This is a genomic window from Micromonospora cremea, assembly GCF_900143515.1.
GTDB classification, from domain to species: Bacteria; Actinomycetota; Actinomycetes; order Mycobacteriales; family Micromonosporaceae; genus Micromonospora; species Micromonospora cremea.
The window spans coordinates 589264-606457 of record NZ_FSQT01000002.1 but is presented as its reverse complement, the minus strand read 5'-3'; the positions used below and the strand labels follow the sequence as shown (position 1 = coordinate 606457).

Annotated in this window: 16 protein-coding genes; 13 read left to right on the top strand and 3 right to left on the bottom strand. The window is 72.1% G+C overall.

Going from position 1 to position 17194, the window contains the following annotated elements:
- Positions 1-122 precede the first annotated feature (122 nt).
- Complete coding sequence (locus BUS84_RS38270) at positions 123-263, bottom strand: hypothetical protein (RefSeq protein WP_159451036.1); 141 nt, start codon at positions 261-263, stop codon at positions 123-125.
- Between BUS84_RS38270 and BUS84_RS16085 the strand changes: the two genes are divergently transcribed.
- From BUS84_RS16085 to BUS84_RS39980, 3 genes are all read left to right on the top strand, one after another.
- Positions 241-807 (top strand): hypothetical protein, encoded by a 567-nt coding sequence (locus BUS84_RS16085; RefSeq protein WP_244298602.1) that lies wholly within the window; start codon positions 241-243, stop codon positions 805-807. The genes BUS84_RS38270 and BUS84_RS16085 overlap by 23 nt on opposite strands.
- A gap of 18 nt (positions 808-825) precedes the next feature.
- On the top strand, positions 826-1371 hold the full coding sequence (locus BUS84_RS39985) for an ATP-binding cassette domain-containing protein (protein ID WP_244298601.1): 546 nt from the start codon (positions 826-828) through the stop codon (positions 1369-1371).
- A 127-nt stretch (positions 1372-1498) separates the two neighbouring features.
- Positions 1499-1696 carry an alpha-crystallin domain-containing protein gene (locus tag BUS84_RS39980; RefSeq protein WP_244298600.1) on the top strand — a complete coding sequence of 66 codons (198 nt, stop codon included), beginning with the start codon at positions 1499-1501 and terminating at the stop codon, positions 1694-1696.
- A 128-nt stretch (positions 1697-1824) separates the two neighbouring features.
- On the opposite strand, the gene BUS84_RS39975 is transcribed toward BUS84_RS39980, so the two are convergent.
- A complete protein-coding gene (locus BUS84_RS39975; protein WP_244298599.1) occupies positions 1825-2496 on the bottom strand; it encodes a hypothetical protein in 672 nt (223 codons plus the stop codon).
- Here BUS84_RS39975 and BUS84_RS39970 point away from each other — a divergent pair.
- The 10 genes from BUS84_RS39970 to BUS84_RS16035 all read left to right on the top strand — a co-directional run bounded on the left by BUS84_RS39970 (position 2483) and on the right by BUS84_RS16035 (position 16252).
- On the top strand, positions 2483-3277 hold the full coding sequence (locus tag BUS84_RS39970) for a hypothetical protein (RefSeq protein ID WP_244298598.1): 795 nt from the start codon (positions 2483-2485) through the stop codon (positions 3275-3277). The genes BUS84_RS39975 and BUS84_RS39970 overlap by 14 nt on opposite strands.
- Entirely contained in the window at positions 3271-3762 is a 492-nt protein-coding gene (locus BUS84_RS16070) for a hypothetical protein (RefSeq protein WP_244298597.1), read from the top strand. The genes BUS84_RS39970 and BUS84_RS16070 overlap by 7 nt, the downstream gene beginning before the upstream one ends.
- A complete protein-coding gene (locus tag BUS84_RS39965) occupies positions 3759-3995 on the top strand; it encodes a hypothetical protein (protein WP_244298596.1) in 237 nt (78 codons plus the stop codon). The genes BUS84_RS16070 and BUS84_RS39965 overlap by 4 nt, the downstream gene beginning before the upstream one ends.
- Positions 3996-4332: 337 nt before the next feature.
- Positions 4333-5337 carry a multicopper oxidase domain-containing protein gene (locus BUS84_RS16065; protein ID WP_074313471.1) on the top strand — a complete coding sequence of 335 codons (1005 nt, stop codon included), beginning with the start codon at positions 4333-4335 and terminating at the stop codon, positions 5335-5337.
- Positions 5338-5360: 23 nt separating this feature from the next.
- Positions 5361-9296 carry a ThuA domain-containing protein gene (locus BUS84_RS16060; RefSeq protein WP_074313469.1) on the top strand — a complete coding sequence of 1312 codons (3936 nt, stop codon included), beginning with the start codon at positions 5361-5363 and terminating at the stop codon, positions 9294-9296.
- 8 nt (positions 9297-9304) lie between these two features.
- Complete coding sequence (locus BUS84_RS16055) at positions 9305-10831, top strand: OmpL47-type beta-barrel domain-containing protein (RefSeq protein ID WP_074313467.1); 1527 nt, start codon at positions 9305-9307, stop codon at positions 10829-10831.
- Positions 10832-10863: 32 nt separating this feature from the next.
- Positions 10864-11847: a hypothetical protein gene (locus BUS84_RS16050; RefSeq protein ID WP_074313465.1), complete on the top strand. Its 984-nt coding sequence runs from the start codon at positions 10864-10866 to the stop codon at positions 11845-11847.
- Positions 11848-11985: 138 nt separating this feature from the next.
- Positions 11986-12705, top strand: a complete 720-nt coding sequence (locus BUS84_RS16045) for a PH domain-containing protein (protein ID WP_074318842.1) — start codon at positions 11986-11988, stop codon at positions 12703-12705.
- Between the two features lie 136 nt (positions 12706-12841).
- Positions 12842-13396 carry a Uma2 family endonuclease gene (locus BUS84_RS16040; protein WP_074313464.1) on the top strand — a complete coding sequence of 185 codons (555 nt, stop codon included), beginning with the start codon at positions 12842-12844 and terminating at the stop codon, positions 13394-13396.
- Between the two features lie 195 nt (positions 13397-13591).
- A complete protein-coding gene (locus BUS84_RS16035; RefSeq protein ID WP_074313463.1) occupies positions 13592-16252 on the top strand; it encodes a helix-turn-helix transcriptional regulator in 2661 nt (886 codons plus the stop codon).
- On the opposite strand, the gene BUS84_RS16030 is transcribed toward BUS84_RS16035, so the two are convergent.
- Complete coding sequence (locus BUS84_RS16030) at positions 16247-17188, bottom strand: GNAT family N-acetyltransferase (RefSeq protein WP_074313461.1); 942 nt, start codon at positions 17186-17188, stop codon at positions 16247-16249. The genes BUS84_RS16035 and BUS84_RS16030 overlap by 6 nt on opposite strands.
- Positions 17189-17194 lie beyond the last annotated feature (6 nt).

The following is a 17194-nucleotide window of genomic DNA, read 5'->3' as shown; positions in this document are numbered from 1 at the left end:
ACTGGATGGCGTTACCGGGAATCAACGTGCGCGAGCGGGGCTGCGGCCCGATGGGGACACAACGGGTGGAGCCTCCGGCGGGCGGTCGAGCCACCCACCGAAGGCTCCCGGGAAGTGCCGGATCAGCAGTCGTCCGCGCCGTTGAAGACCCGGGGGACCCGGGCCACCTCCGACGAGGTCTGGTAGCCCGGTTCGACGGTCCAGCAGGCTCCGTCGGCCCCGAAGTTCCAGGAGATCTTGATGCTGCGCCGCTCCTGGACCATCGCGGCGGGGCTCGTGCTCTTCACCGCCGCTCTCGTGGCCCGGCTGTCGCCACTGGATTCGCCGTCGCTGCTCCTGCTTGCGATCTCGCCCATGCTCCCGGTGCTCGGCGTCGCCGTCTCCTTCGGACGCCGGTTCGACCCGACGTACGAGATCACCCTGGTCGCGCTCGTGCACGGGCTCCGGCTCGCGCTGCTGCGTACCGCCGCGGTCCTGGGGGTGGCGGTCGGCCTGACCGCGGCTGCCAGCCTGGCGCTGCGCCGAGGCGGTGCCGCCACCCTCGCCTGGCTGCTTCCGATGCTCGCTCTGACGCTGGTCACCCTGGCGCTGACCGCGCGGGTCGACCCGATCGTGGCCGCGGCGGTGACCGGTGCCGGCTGGCTGGCCCTGCTCGTCGCCACGACCCACTTCGCCGACGGCCGGTCGCTCCTGCTCACCGCCGCCGGTGAGGCCGCGGTGAGCGTGGTGGCCGTGGCCGCGGCCGTCGGTCTGGCGCTGGCCCGCCGCCGATTCGACCAACAGCCCACCGTCGGCCTGACCCCCTGACCAGCTCGGAGGACCCGAATGTCGCATCCCGCGGACGCCACGCCGGGACAGCTCGTCGCCGTCGACGGGCTGACCCTGCGGTACCGACGGCACACCGCCCTCGCCGGGGTGTCGTTCACCGCCGGTGAGGGAGTGACCGGGCTGCTCGGGCCGAACGGCGCGGGCAAGACGTCACTGCTGCGGATTCTCGCCACCGCGATGCCTCCGGACTCGGGCACCGTGCGGATCCTCGACGTCGACCCGCTCACGGCCGACGGCCGGCTGGCGACCCGCAGGCGGATGGGTTACCTGCCGCAGCAGCCGGGCTTCTTCCCGAACTTCACCGCGTACGAGTTCATCGACTACGTCCCGATCCTCAAGGAGATCACCGATCGCCGGCAACGCCGGGACGAGACCCTCCGGGTGCTGGCGGCGGTCGGCCTCAGCGACGACCGGGGCAAGCGGATCAAGGCGCGGTCCGGCGGGATGCGGCAGCGGGTAGCCCTCGCCGCCGCCATCGTGGGCGATCCGACGAGCCGACCGTCGGGCTCGACCCGGAACAGCGCCTCCGGTTCCGCGAGCTGATCGCGGATCTCGGCGAGGGGCGGGTCGTCCTGCTCTCCACCCACCAGACCGAGGACGTCTCGGCCCTGTGCCACCGAGTGATTGTGCTGGACCGGGGCTCGTCCGCTTCGACGGCCCGCCCGCGAGGTTGACGGCGCTGGCCGAAAACCGGGTCTGGCACAGCGCCGAACGCAGTCCGCAGGCGGTGGCGGCCTGGCGCACCGGGGTGGGCACCGTCCGCAACATCGGCGTCCCTCCGGCGGCTGCGGACCTCCTCCCCGCCACCCTCGAGGACGGTTACCTGATGCTGCTCGACCCGTCCGCCGCCACGGAGGTCGCGGCGTGACCGGGACCAGCCTGGCGCCGGCACCGACCTCGCCGCTGCCGGTGTCGCCACGCCCCCGTGGCGCGGTCGGCGCCCTCTTCCGGATCGAAGCCGTCCGGCTGCTACGTCATCCGGCGGTGCTGACCGGCCTACTCCTCTACCTCGCCCTGTGGGCCTACGAGTGGGGCACCGGGGCGCTTGAGCACCGCTACCCCGTCCTGCAGGACGAGGACCGGTACTCCCAGGTGCCGCTGCTGCTGATCGCCGCCGGGGCGTTCATCGGCAGCAACCTCGCCCTCACCCGGGCGCAGCGGTCCGGCGTCGCCGCGGTCACCGACCTGCTCGCGCTGGCGCCCTGGCGGCGCACCCTCGCCCAGCTTCTCGCGCCGTTGCCGTTGGCGCTGCTCAGCGGGCTCGTCGTCGGCGCGCCCATCGCCCACCTCGCCGTCGCACCCGGGGCGGTCGGGCAACCGTCCCCACTGGAGTTGGCCACCGGGCCGCTGGTCGTCCTGCTCGCCGGGGTCGCCGGCGTCGCCGTGGGACGGATGACCTCGATGGTCGCCGTCGGCCCGCTGGTGATCCTCGGCATGGCGATCTTCACGCTGGTGGGCGCGGTCACGCTGAGCCGGCCGATGCTCGAGTGGTGGGGTCTCGTCGCGATCGAGGACGAGTTCGAACCGCCGCTGCCGGCGGATCTCATGTACCGGCCCGTGGCGCCCCACCTGGTCTACCTCGCCGCCTGCGCCGTGCTCTGCTGCGCGGTGGCTCTCGCGCAGCCGGATCGACCGGCGGATCGGGGTGACGGCGGTGGGCGTCACCACGGTGCTGGCCGTGGTCGCCGGGGCCGGGCAGTCGGTCACGGTACCCGGGGACGTCGCCGCCCGCCGTCTGGTCGCCGAGCGGGAACCCTCCGCACAGCAGACGTGTCGGACGGTGGACGCCGTCATCTACTGCGCCTTCCGCGACTTCGAGGGTCGTATCGACCAGTGGTCGACGCTGGTCGGCGGGGTGCTCCGGCACACCCCGTCCGACGTGGCTGGCGACCGGTACGCGGTCCGGCAGCGTCTCCTGTTCGGCACCACCACCGATTCGGTCAGCATCTCGCCGCCGCTCGGTGCGTGGACGGCGGACGACGCGCGGGCCGGTACGCCGGGTGCGGTGCCCGTGGGCACGAAGTGGGGCACGGACCAGATCGGCGGGGACGCGATGCTCAGCTTCGCCGGGCACTTCGCCGCGCGGGTGGTCACCGGCGAGCCGCCGACCGAGGCCTCGGCCCTCTCCGTGTGCCGGTCCCGCGCGGTGCTGGTGCTGTGGCTCGCCGCCACAGCGACCGAGGAGACGACCGCCGCGCTACGCAGCCTGCTGCCGCGGACCGGCGGCAGCGTGGTCCTTCCGCTGCTGGACTCGTCGCTGGCGCTGTCGATCGGCCGGCAGGAGGTCTCGGTGGTCAGGTCGTTGCTGGACCGGCCGGCAGACCAGGTGGGCCAGCAGGTGATCGCCAACTGGGCCGAACTGACCCGGCCGGAGACCGGCACCGAGCGGGCGGCGAGCCTGCTGGGCACGCGGGTGCAGGGCCTGGCGGCCGAGGGAGCCCGATGCTGACGACGCTCCGGGCGTTGCTGCCCCACGTGGTCCGGTCGACCCGGAAGGCCCCGCCGGTGCTCTGCGGCGTGCTGGCCCTCGGGCTCGCCGCGCTGCCGCTGGCGGTCTCCTACCGGATCCCGTACGCGGTCACCCTGGTCAGGGTGGTGTCGGTGACCGTGGCGCTCGGCGTGGCCTTCGCGCTGGACGACGCGGCCAGCCCGATGACGCAGGTGACCCCCACGTCCCGCCTGCTGGTCCGCCTGACGCGGATCGCCCTGTCCGCCCGTCCCCTGGTGGTGGTGTGGTTCGCGGCGCTTCTGCTCTGCCGGGCGGCGGTGCCGGCGGAGGCCCGTTCCCATCTGCCGGTCGGCGGTCTCGCCCTGGAGGCGGCGGCCCTTCTGGCGACGGCCTTGGCCTTCGCAGCGGTCGCGGTCCGGGTCTCCGCCCCCACCCATGGCGGGCTGGCGGCCATGCCCGGCCTGCTGCTCGGACGACGGCCGTGACACTCCTGCCGGACGACGTGCAGCCGTTCGCCGGCCCGGAGTCGACGCGGTGGGACTCCTCCCGGTGGTTCTGGCTGATCCTCCTCGTCGGGGCGGTGGTCGTCCTGGGCGGCCTTCTGGGTGAGGCGCGGCAGCGCCGACGGCGCCGGTCGTCGGTGGTGGCCGGACCGGCGGTTGAGCAGCGGCCGGCGACCGTCGAGCACGAGGCGCGGTCGGGACGTTCCGCGGCCTGACCAGCTCATCCTCGAACCACCCCACCGGCCGACCCACGGCGCGTGTCCTGACCTGCCCCCGTCCGTCCGGACGGGGGCATCGTCGTCTCCCGTCCCCAGAAGGGCGCCGCCAAAAGTGCTGGTCAGCGGGCGGAAACGGTTGCCGGCCGCGACCTTTCCATCGAAGGATCTTTACTTTCGTCGAACCGCTACATAGATTGATGTCATCAGTCGAAAGTTCTGAGTCTTCCGAGCAAAGTCCGCGACGGGGCTCTTGAACTGCGGGGCCGTCCCTCCTGTCTCGACGGTCGCCGCGCCCTGCCCTGTCGCGGCTGTGCCCGGTCGAGAACGGAGTCCCATGGACGACCATCCCGTCGGCACCTCCCGTCACCTGTCCCGCAGATCCCTGATGACAACCGGAGTGCTGGCCGCCGGCGCCGTCGGCGTCACCGCGTCCACGGTCGGCGTCCCCTTCAACGGCAGTCCGGCCCAGGCCGTGGCCGGCATCACCAAGAAGGTCACCATCTACGCCGAGCAGATGCCCGGAGGTCTGTTCGGGTACGGCCTGGCGCCCGGTCAGGCCACCGTGCCGGGGCCGGTGCTGGAGATCTACGAGGGCGACACCCTGGAGATCACCCTGGTCAACACCACCACCCAGCGGCTGTCCATCCATCCGCACGGAGTGGACTACAGCACCGACTCGGATGGCAGCCCGCTCAACGCCTCGTTCAACAATCCGGGCGAGACCCGGACGTACGTGTGGCGCTCGCGGGAGATGTTCCTCGCGTCCGGGCGGCGGTTCATGCCGGGCAGTGCCGGCTACTGGCACTACCACGACCACGCGATGGGCACCGACCACGGCACCGCCGGCGTCGCCAAGGGTCTGTACGGCGCGCTGATAGTGCGGCGCCGCGGCGACATCCTGCCGGAGAAGCAGTTCACGGTCGTGTTCAACGACATGATGATCAACAACCGGATGGCACCGGACACGCCGATGTTCGAGGCGAACCTGGGCCAGCGGGTGGAGTGGCTCGCCATCGGGCACGGCGGCACCTTCCACACCTTCCACCTGCACGCGCACCGCTGGGCGGACAACCGCACCGGCATGCTCGAGGGCCCGGCCGACCCGAGCCTCGTGATCGACAACAAGGACCTGAACCCGGGCAGCTCCTTCGGCTTCCAGGTGCTGGCTGGGGAGGGCGTCGGGCCCGGCGCGTGGATGTACCACTGCCACGTGCAGTCCCACTCCGATGGCGGCATGGCCGGGATCTTCCTGGTGCGCAACGCCGACGGCAGCATGCCGCCGGGCGCGGAAGAGGCCATCCACAGGTTCCAGGGCCACACCCACACGCACGGCAGCTGAGTGAATCGAAAGTGGGGACGGGGATGACAAGACAATTACGACGAGCCCTCGCCGCGGGAGCGGTCATCGCGACGTTGATGCAGGGCACCGCGGCAGCAGCCGCACCGCAGGCGGCACCCGCACCACAGGCGGCGCAGGAGAACAAGACGGCGGTCCTCGTCTTCCACGGACCGGTGGCGGAGCAGCAGGACCCGGTTGCCCGCGCCGCGCAGGCGATCAAGGAACTCGGCGCGGACCACGACATCGAGGTCACGGCCACCACGAACCCGGCGGTGTTCACCACGGCCGGGCTGTCGGCGTACCGCAGCGTGGTCTTCCTCTCCGCGACCGGCGCCGCGCTCAACCGTGACCAGGAAGCGGCGCTGCAGAGCTACATGAAGACCGGCGGCGGTTTCGTCGGCATCGCCGACGCCGCTCGCGCGCAGGTCGACTCCACCTGGTTCACCGGCCTGATCGGCACCCGTCCGGCGGGCGCCATCCCGGTGGCCGAGCCGGTGGCCCGGGTGACCGCCAGCGGCGAGAACGCGCCGAACGAGACCAAGGAGAAGCTGACCGACGGTGACTCCGGCACCAAGTGGCTCGTCCGCACCCCGACGGCCTGGGTGGCGTACGAGCTGAGCGCGGCCAAGCGGATCACCGGGTACGCGTTGACGTCCGCCAACGACTCCTCCGGGCGGGACCCGAAGGACTGGACCCTGCAGGGCTCCACGGACGGCCAGAGCTGGTCCGATCTGGACAAGCGCACCGGCCAGACCTTCCCGGAGCGGTTCCAGACGCGCCGGTTCGACATCGCCACCCCGCAGGAGTTCAAGCATTTCCGGCTGAACATCACCGCGAACAGCGGTGAACCGCTGACCCAGCTCGCCGACCTGCGCCTGTTCACCGGCAGCACCACCACCCCGGAGCCGCCGGCGGTGAACCGGGCGGTCGTCAACATCGTGGACCGGAACCACCCGGCCACGGCGTCGCTGCCGATGACGCTGACCCGGTCGGACCGCTGGGACAACTGGGACCCGAACCCGATCGGCACCGTGCACACCGTCGCCCAGGTCGAGGAACGGCACTACAACCCGGGACCGGGCGCCAACGGGCCGTTCCACCCGGTGTCCTGGTGCCGGGACTACGACGGCGGCCGGTCGTTCTACACCGGCATGGGCCACACCGAGGGCAGCTACGGCGAGGCGGCGTTCCGCACGCACCTGACCGGCGCGCTCAAGTGGACCACCGGCCTGGAGCGCGGCGACTGTCAGGCGACGATCGCCGCGAACTACAAGGTGGAGCGGCTCACCGCGGCCAACCAGACCGGGCAGCTGGACCAGATCGGCGAGCCGCACGGGCTCACCATCGCCCCGGACAACACGGTGTTCTACGTCGGCAAGGCGGCCTGCCCGAGCGGCCCGGTCGCGGACTGGAACAACCCGAACGTCGGCCTGGGCTGCGGCACCATCCACTCGTGGGACCCGCGCACCAAGCAGGCCAAGCTGCTCACCACCCTGGAGGTGATGGGCAACCGGGGCAGCGGCTCCGAGCTGGTGAAGAACGAGGAGGGTCTGCTCGGCATCGTGCCGGACCCGAAGTTCGCCGAGAACGGCTGGCTCTACGTCTACTGGATGCCGCACGAGTCGGTCGACCGGGTGCAGCGGGTCGGGCAGCGGACCATTTCCCGGTTCACCTACGACCGCGAAACCCAGACCATCGACCAGGCCACCCGCAAGGACCTGCTGCAGTTCCCGGTGCAGATCCACAGCTGCTGCCACGCCGGCGGCGGCATGGCGTTCGACGCCAAGGGCAACCTGTACGTGGGGTCCGGTGACAACAACTCCTCCGAGGGATCGCAGGGCTACTCCGGCAACAACTGGACCCAGGAGTACCAGGGGATCTCGTTCCAGGACGCCCGCCGCACGTCGGGCAACACCAACGACCTCGCCGGCAAGATCATCCGAATTCACCCGGAGGCCGACGGCACGTACACCATCCCGGAGGGCAACCTGTTCCCACCGGGCACTGAGAAGACCCGACCGGAGATCTACGTGATGGGCGTGCGGAACATCGCGCGCCTGCAGGTCGACCCGAAGCACCAGTGGCTGACCGCCGGCTGGGTGGGCCCGGACGCCGCATCGCCCAGCCCCACGCTCGGCCCGGCCAAGTACGAGACCGCCACCATCATCACCTCGGCCGGCAACCATGGCTGGCCGTACTGCATGGGCAACCGGCAGCCGTACCGGGACCGCAGCAGCACCGACGCGACCGTGCTGACCGGCTGGTACGACTGCGACAACCTGAAGAACGAGTCGCCGCGCAACACCGGTCTGGTGGACATCCCGCCGGCCCGGGACAACATGATCTGGTACTCCCCGGACGGCGGCGGCCCGGTGTTCCCGGAGCGGGCGGACGGCAGCGGCCTCCCGACCTACGTTGCCGCCGACGCCACCTACACGCAGCCGTACCTGCGCGGCGGCGGCCAGGCCATCATGTCCGGGCCGACCTACCACCGCGATCTGGTCGACACGAACAGCGGCGTGGCGTGGCCGGCGCACTGGGACGGCAAGTGGCTCATCGGTGACCAGTCGAACGCGAACAACCGGATCGCGGTCACCGTCGACCCGGCAGGCGTACCGCGTGCGGCACCGCCGGTGTTCGCCGAGTCGCTGCGGGCCATCATCCCCGGCGGCAACGGCGACGCCCGGCTGCAGAGCTGGATGGACGCCAAGTTCGGCCCGGACGGCGCGCTCTACCTGCTGGACTACGGAGGCGGGTTCTTCAGCCTGCACCCCAACCAGAAGCTGATCCGGATCACCTACACCGGTGGCGCGCCGACCCCGGCGCCGGCCGCGACTTCGGTCGCCGTTCAGAACAAGCCGCTGACCATGGCCTTCAACGGGTCTCGTTCCGGTGGCGTCAGCTACCGGTGGGAGTTCGGCGACGGCGCCACGTCGACCGAGGCGAACCCTCGGCACACGTACGCCCGGGTCGGCACCTACACCGCGAAGCTGACCGTCACGTACGCCGACGGAGAGACGGCGACGGTGCAGACCACGGTCACGGTGGGCTGCGCGGTGCCCGACGGCCGGGCCACCGTGTGGCTCGGCGACACGGACACCAAGGTGCCCAGCCGTACGGTCGGACAGGGCTGCACCATCAACGACCTGATCGACGACGAGAGCACCTGGGCCGATCACAACAGCTTCGTCCGGCACGTGACCGCGGTGACCCGCACGCTCCAGGACGACGGCCTGCTCAACGCCCGCGAAGCGGGCACGCTCACCCGCCTGGCTGCCGCCTCCGAGATCGGCCGGGACGGACACACCGGGTACGAGCCGCTCTTCGACGGCACCGCCGAGTCGCTGCTCGGTTGGCAGCAGGCGCCGTCCGGATCGTTCGGCATCCAGCCGGACGGCTCGCTGCGGTCCAGTGGTGGCCTGGGCATGCTCTGGCACACCAAGGAGCTCGCCGACTTCTCGCTGAAGGTGCAGTTCCGCGACATCGCGCCGGGCACCGGCCGGGCCAACAGCGGCGTCTTCACCCGGTTCCCGGACCCGCGGATCCCGCTGGAGCAGCGCCCACCGGGTAGCTGCGGCACGGTCGGGTCCGCCCGGACCTCGCCCGCGTGGGTGGCGATCTACTGCGGCCACGAGATCCAGATCTACGACGGTGAGACCGGCGAGCCACAGAAGACCGGCTCGGTCTACAACTTCGATCCGGTGCCGCTCGCCCAGGCCGGCGTCACCCCGAAGGACCAGTGGAACGACTACGAGATCCGCGTGGTCGGGCAGCACTACACGATGATCCGCAACGGTGTGGTGATCAACGAGTTCGACAACACGCCGGGCAAGCAGTCCTCACGCGCCGGTGACCCGCCGACCGATCTGCGGCAGTTCCTCAGCGGCTTCATCGGGCTCCAGAACCACGGCGACAACGATCTGATCGAGTTCCGCAACATCCGAGTGCGCGAGCTCTAGGAGAAACCATGACCCGACGACTGACGGCCGCGCTGGCGGCGCTCCTGCTCACGGTGATCCCGTTGGCCGGCGCGCCCGCCTCCGCTGCCCCGCGCGTCGCGGAACAGGTGCTGACCTGGACCGCCGACGACGACATCACCCGCTACAAGTCCGCGCCCGCCCAGGCGGTGGCCGGAGAGACCACGATCATCTGGGAGAACAGCGCGGCCACCGGCAACACCACCGGGATGCCGCACACGCTGACCTTCGACACCACCACCGACGGCTACAACCACGACGTCACGCTGAACATCCTGGCCAACCCGTTCGACGTGAACAACGGACGGCACCAGACGACGGTGACCCTGACGCCGGGCAGGTACCGCTACTTCTGCTCCATCCCCGGCCACAGCCAGATGGTCGGTGAACTGGTGGTCACCGGCGGCGGCGGAGGCGGCGACACCACGCCGCCGGCAGTCTCCGCCACGGTGGGCGGCGACCGCGACCAGGACGGCAACTACATCGGTACGGCCACGGTGACCGTCACGGCCACCGACGCCGGCTCCGGTGTGGAGACCGTCGAGTACCAGGTCGACGACACCAGCTTCCTGCCGTACACGCAGCCCGTGCCGGTCACCGCGATCGGCGACCACTCGGTGCAGTTCCGTGCCACCGACCAGGCCGGCAACACGAGCGAGGTCGGCTCGGTGTCGTTCCGGATCGTCGAGCCGAGCGAGGAGGACACCATCCCACCGGTGGTGACGGCCGACCTGGCCGGCGATCGGGACGGCGACGGCAACTACATCGGTACGGCCACCGCCACGCTGGCCGCCACCGATGCGGGATCCGGTGTCGCCACGATCGAGTACTCGTTGGACGGGGCCGCCTTCACCGCGTACTCCCAACCGATCGTGGTCGACGGCGTCGGCATGCACATGCTGCACTACCGGGCGACCGACGTCGCCGGGAACACGTCGGCCGAGCAGATGTCCCACTTCACCGTCGTCGCGCCGACGCCCGAGGACACCACCCCGCCCACGGTGTCCGCCACGGTCGCCGGCGACCAGAACGACGACGGCGCGTACGTCGGCGGTGCGACCGTGACCGTCACGGCCACCGACGACGGCTCGGGTGTCGCGTCTATCGAGTACGCGCTCGACACCGGCGCCTGGACCGCGTACGCCGCCCCCGTCTCCGTCCGCGCAACCGGGGCGCACACCCTGCGCTACCGGGCGACGGACGCCGCCGGGAACACCTCCGCGGAGCAGTCGGCGACCTTCACGGTGGTGGCGGACGGCACCGACGCCTGCCCCGAGTCGGACACCCGGGCCAGAGTGATCATCGACGGCGTCGACACCGGCGTCGCCAACGTCGACACCGGCGACGGCTGCACCATCAACGACCTGATCGACGAAGGCGCCGCCTACGACGGGCACGCCGTCTTCGTCCGGCACGTCGAATCGGTCACCGCGACTTTGGTGACCGGCGGCACCCTCACCCTGCGGCAGCAGGGCGCCATCGTCCGGGCCGCAGCCCGATCGGACGTCGGCGCATGAGTCACCGAACCTCATCGACAGGGAGTACAGCGATGCCCAGACGTACCGTCGCCAAGCTGGCCACCGTGAGCGCCGTCATCACCGCCTCGGTGCTGGCGGTCGCGCCCAGCGCGCACGCCGACCTGGTCACCCACTGCATCGGCACCGGTGGTGCGGTGACGGTGCCCAACGACCTGTACGTGCCGGCCGGTGAGTCCTGCGCGCTCACCGGCACCACGATCACCGGAAACGTCACCGTCGCCGCCGGCGGCAACCTGGTGGTCACCGGTGGCAACGTCAGCGGCGAGGTACGCGTCGCCGCGGACGGCTACCTGGACGCCACCGACACGACCATCGCCGGTCAGGTGGTGCTGGCCGCCGGCGGTTACGGCGCCTTCCTGAGGGACGCCCGCACCGGCAACGTGACGGTGCGGCCGAAGGGTGCCGCGACCATCGACAGCTTCCTGTTCGTAGAGCAGTCCACGATCGTCGGGACCGTCAACGCCGGCGCCGGTGAGGTCCGGCTCGACAGCGGCACCCAGGTGGAGCGCAACCTCAGCACCACCGGCACGTACTACACCGACGTGCACGACTCGTTCGTCGACGGCGCGCTCTCGGTGCTCAACAGCGCCACCGGCAGCGTCGTGTGCGGCAGCGCGGTCCGCGGCCTGGCCACCTTCGCCGGAAACCTGGGCGCCGTGCAGCTCGGCCCGAACGGCACCCTCGACAGTTGCGCCTCCGGGGGCTACTGGGGCCGGGACGTCAGCATCACGAACACCACCGGTGGTGTCACCGTCGACGACAACATCATCGACGGCCGGTTGACCGTGACGTCCAACAACCCGGCCGCCCAGGTGGCCGCCAACAACCGGATCCGCGGTGGCGTGACCGGTGACCAGGCGAGTGCCACCACCACCGCCCGGTCGGCCCGGTCCGCGGCCGTCGCGGACCGGGAGGACGCCGGAGAGCAGCGGGCGCAGGCCCGCCGTACCTCCGCCACGCAGGAGGCCGCCGCGGCTGGCGCCGCGCGTCTCTAGGTGGTTCCCCCGCGCGGGGTCACGGGCGATCCGGCCCGTGGCCCCCGCGCGGCTGCGGTGGTTCGCGTGGTGGCACCCGCGCCCCCCTCGTCGATCTTTCCTGGCGTCGTGGTGGACGCCGCCGGTCACGATGGCGGCATGCGCAGATGGCAACGGCCGTACGCACTGGACGCGGCGACCGGCTTCGCGGTGCTGGGGCTGGTCGGGGTGGTTGGCTTCGCCACGTTCTTCGTGATCACGCCTCTGCACGAGCAGATGCCGATGCTATTGGCGATCCTCTTCGGGATGTGGCTGGCCGTTGTCGCCGCCGTCGCGGCGCGGCAGGCCATGCTCGGGGTCTACGTCAGCGATCGCGGCGTCCGGTCCCGATCCCTGCTGCGTACGACCACCGTGCACTGGGCATCGGTAGCGGACATCCGCAGCGGCGCGGCCACCATCGCGGGCCTGGACATGGGCCGCGCTGCGATCGTCATCGAACGAACCGACGGGGTCTCGGTGCAGACACCGCTGCAGCGCGGCGACCTCTTCCGGCCGTTCACGTTCCGGCCCGAACTGGGCCGGCTGGCCACCTGGCCGGAACACTATGACGAGATCCTGGCGACACTGCGGGCACACCTTCGCGAGGCGCAGCGCCGGGGGCAGGCGCCCGCCACCGGTCGACCAGCGCAGCCCTCCTCCGCCGCCGGTGCGCGGCCGGCGACCACATCCGCCGGAGTTCGCCGGACACATACCTCCCCGGACGGGCCAACCGTCGACAAGCGGCGCGACATCCACGCGCTGACCCGGCAACACCAGCGGGGCGCGCTCACCGACGCCGAGTTTGCCGCGGCACTAGCCAAGATCCGCGAGGGGGAGTAGGTCGACGCCCGGCATGCGTACGGTCGGGTTCGGCACGGTGGCGCGATGTCGCACTCGCGTGTCCTCATGGTCGATGTCTCGCCGGTGCGCGTCGCACCACCGAGGTCGACGCCCCTGGTCGCTTAGGATGAGGCTCATGAGCGCTGAGGCCGTCGGCATGCACATGCCCGCCGTCGTGACGCTCGACGACGTGGCGGCGATGAACGCCGCCGATCCGAACGGCCACCGTTACGAGACCAGCCCCGAGGGGGTCCTGTCGGTCATGCCGCCGCCCGACTCGGAACACGCCATGATCGCCAGTCGGCTCTTCGCATGGCTCATCATGGCGGGTTGGCCTGCCGACCAGGTGCTCCAGGCGGCCGGTGTACGGATCTCCGGACCGGACGGTGACGGCGGCCGGATCCCTGATCTCACCGTGTGGAGGAAGCCGCCCGCCCGCAGCGTCTGGGCCGCCGTGGCCGACGTCGTGCTCGTGGTGGAGATCGTGTCACCGGGCTCGGAGGCGATGGATTCGGTCACCAAGGTCCGCGAGTACGCTTCGGCCGGAATCCCGCAGTACTGGGTGGTGGACCGGGACGGCGCGCAGACGGTCACCCTGCACCGGCTGGGGGCGGACGGCACCTACGAGGAACGGGCGCGGATGCCGCTGGCCTGGCTGCTCCAGACCGTGCCCGGCGACCATCTCGACTGAGCCCCGGGGCTGGCTGATCAGGGGCGTGGGCCGTTCCGGGCACCGCGCCGGAGTGACGGCCTCTGCCGGGGTCCGTTCTCCACCGGACCCGCTGCTGAGCTAGATTCAGGTGCCTCTTCGAGGCGGCTGACCTGTGGCTTCATCGCTTCCCGGCGGTTGGACGGCGGCCGGCGGGATCGGTGACGACGGGGGTACGTGGTGCAGGGCCGGGCGGCGGAGCGCGACCGGATCGACCGGATGCTGGCTGATGCCCGCGACGGCGCGAGCAGCGTTCTGCTGATCCACGGTGACGCCGGCATCGGCAAGACGGCTCTGCTGGACTACGCCGCCGCTCGCGCGTCCGGCACGCGGGTGCTGCGGATCGACGGGCTGGAGTCGGAGACCGAGCTGGCCTTCGCCGGCCTGCACCAGTTGTTCCTGCCCTCCATGGACCTCGTCGACCAGCTGCCCGGCCCGCAGGCCCGGGCCCTGCGTGCGGTCTTCGGGCTCACCGACGACACGGTACGCGACCGGTTCGTCATCGGCCTGGCGGTGCTCAGCATGCTGTCGGAGGCCGCCGGCGAGGGAACGCTGCTCTGCCTGGTGGACGACGTGCAGTGGCTCGACCGCGCATCGGTGGACGCGTTGGCGTTCGCCGCCCGCCGGTTGCAGGTCGAGGGTGTCGTGCTGATCTTCGCCGCCCGGGACGCCGCGGGCGTGGCCGGGCTCGGCGGGCTTCCCGCGCTGCGCCTGGCGGGACTCGACCCGGAGGCGGCCGCGGCGCTGGTCGCGGACCTGTCGCCGTACGTGCGCCAGCGGATCATGGATGAGGCCCAGGGCAACCCGCTCGCGCTGCGCGAACTCTCCGCCGCGCTGACCGCGACGCAGCGCGCCGGCCAGCTCAGCCCGTTGACCCTGTCCGCGCCGTCGAACCGGGTGCAGGACGCCTTCCTGGATCAGATCCGCCGGCTCCCCGAGGCCACCCGGACGCTGTTGCTGACGGCCGCCGCGGACGACACCGGAACACTCGACGTGATCCTGCGGGCCGCGGAGGCGACGGTCGGTGACCTGGCGCCGGCCGAGCGCGCCGGACTCATCGTGCTGACCGGCGACGCGCTGCGCTTCCGGCATCCGCTGATCCGGTACGCGGCGTACCAGGGCAGTCCGTTCGCCGATCGGATCGCCGCCCACCGGGCGCTGGCGGCGGTCCTCGTCGCACCCGAGCACGCGCATCGGCGCGCCTGGCAGCTGGCCGCCGCGGCGACCGGGCCGGACGAGCGGGTCGCCGACGAGTTGGAGCGGGTCGCGATCTGGGCCGGCGGCCGGCAGGCGCTCGCGTCGGCATCCGCGGCGTACGAGCGGGCGGCCCAGCTCACGGCCGAGCCGGAAGGCCGGGCCCGCCGTTTCATCGCCGCCGCGCAGGCCGCCGCCGACGCGGGCCAGGACGAGCGGGGCGGCCGGCTCGCGGCGATGGTGGAGGTGGCACCGCAGGACGCGGGCCTGGCAGCGGACCTCGCGCGGGTCCGGGCGGTGGTGGAGCTGGGGTACGGCAGCCCCGACGTCGCCGGACGGATGCTGCTCGACTGCGCCGACCAGATCGCTGCCCGGCGGCCGGACAAACTTCCCGCGCTGCTGGTGGACGCCCTGCACGCCGCCTTCTCCTCCGGCAACGCGGAGCTGATCGAGGCGGTCGCGGACCGGGCCCCGACCGAGCCGGTGCTGGCCGTGCCGGCCCGCCTGCTCACCGGTGACGTGCCCGGTGCCCTGCGCGCGCTCCGACCGCTCGTGACGGCGCGCGGTCGTACCGACACCGGGTTCATGGGCCGGCTGATGACCGGGATCTACTGCCACCTGAGCGCCGATGACGAGGCCGCGTACGAGATCGCGGCCGAGGCGGTCGAGCACTGCCGGGACAACGGCATGGGTGGGTGGCTGCCCACCGCACTGCACCTGCTCGCCCGGGTGGAGCTGACCCTCGGGCGGCTCGACGCCGCGTCCGGGCACGCCGCGGAGGGGCTCCGGCTGGCAGAGGGGTACGACCTGAGCCACCGGGCCGCCCACCTGCGCGCCGTCCTGGCGATCCTGGCAGCCGTGCGGGGCGAGGAGGAGCAGACCGGGCGGCTGGCGCGGGACGCGATGGCGTACGCGCAGCCGCGCGGCGTCGGCCGGGCAACGGCGGACGCACTGTGGGCATTGGGCCTGCTCGACCTCGGCCTCGGCCGCGCGGACGTGGCGCTGCAACGGTTCGAGGCGGCGCGGGCGGCGTCGGGTCATCGGTTGTTCGGCGTGTTCCTGCTGCCCGATCTCGTCGAAGCGGCCGTACGTGCCGGTCGACCCGAGCGGGCCGTCGAACCGGCGCGTCTGCTCGGCGACTGGGCGGAGGCGACCGGCCGCCCGGCGCTCGCCGCGCTGGCCCACCGCTGTCGCGCCCTGACCAGGCCGGACGCCGAGGCGGAGCAGCACTTCGCCGCGGCCGTCCGGCTGCACCGCGACGGCAGCGCCATCGACCGGGCCCGCACCGGGCTGCTCCACGGAGAGTGGCTGCGCCGCGCACGCCGGAAACTCGAAGCGCGCAGCCACCTGCGGGACGCTCTCGACACCTTCGCGGCGCTCGGCGCCGAGCCGTGGGCCCGGCGGGCCGGTGCGGAGCTGCGGGCCAGCGGCGAGGTGGCGGAGCCGTCGCTGGGCGGACCGCTCAGCCGGCTGAGCCCCCAGGAACGCGAGGTCGTCCGGTTGGCCGCGGCGGGCGCGACCAACCGGGAGATCGCCACGCAACTGTTCCTGAGCCCTCGCACCGTGGGGCATCACCTCTACCGGGCGTTCCCCAAGCTCGGTGTCACCTCCCGCACCGACCTCGCCTCGGTGCTCTCGTCATGACCCCGGCGCGGAGTAGAGCAGCCGGATCTGCGCGGTCCGGTAACCGGCGCGCGCGAACGCCGCGGCCATCGGCACGTTCGTCGTGTCGGTGGTGGCCGTGATCAGCTCGGCCCCCTGCTCGGCGTGGAACCGGGTGATCTCGGCGAGCACGTCGTCGACGTAGCGACGCCCGCGCTGCTCGGGCACGACGCCCAGGTAGCCGACGTTGCGGTTGTACGGCGTCGCGGACGGGATGGCTAGCCCGACGAGCGTCCCATCGGGCGTGCGGGCCAGCCGCCACCACGCCCGCTCGCCCGGGCAGTCCAGGTAGAAGTCCATCTCCTCCCGGGCGGTGACCTCCGGGCTCTTGATCGCCAGGTTCCGGCGGGTCTCCCTGTCCAGGCTGCCCACCGCGATCCGGCGGAACACGTCGAGGAACTCTTCGTCGGAGCCCACCGAGAAGATCAGCCTGCCGCTGGAGGCGGGCACCCCAACCTCGGGCGTCCACTCCAGCCGCAGCCGCTCCACCTCGTCGGTCAGCCCGACCGCGAGCGAGGCGTCCCGCCGCCAGGCCACCGCCGCCGCGACGGACTCGTCGTCGCGCCAGCCGTTGGGCAGGGTCAGGTTGTACAGCGGCGGCTTCGGCGCGCCGTCCCGCGCGAACGCTCGCAGGCCCGCGGTGAGCAGGCCTGCCGCGACTTCCGCGCGGTCGGCGACCGACGCCTCGACGTGCAGGCAGTCCAGGGCGACCGGGTGGGTGCTGGACGCCTGCCCCCACCACAGCGCGCGGCCGACCACCCGCTGCTCGTTCTCGGCGATCCAGGTCCACTCCGGCCGGTACATGCCCTGACCCAGCTCGTCGAGGTAGCGGTCGGCGTCGATCTTGCTGACCGGGTCATCGACGGGGAAGCCGGTGACGCGGTCGAGGTCGGCCGCGGTGGTGGCGCGAAACAGCATTGGTCC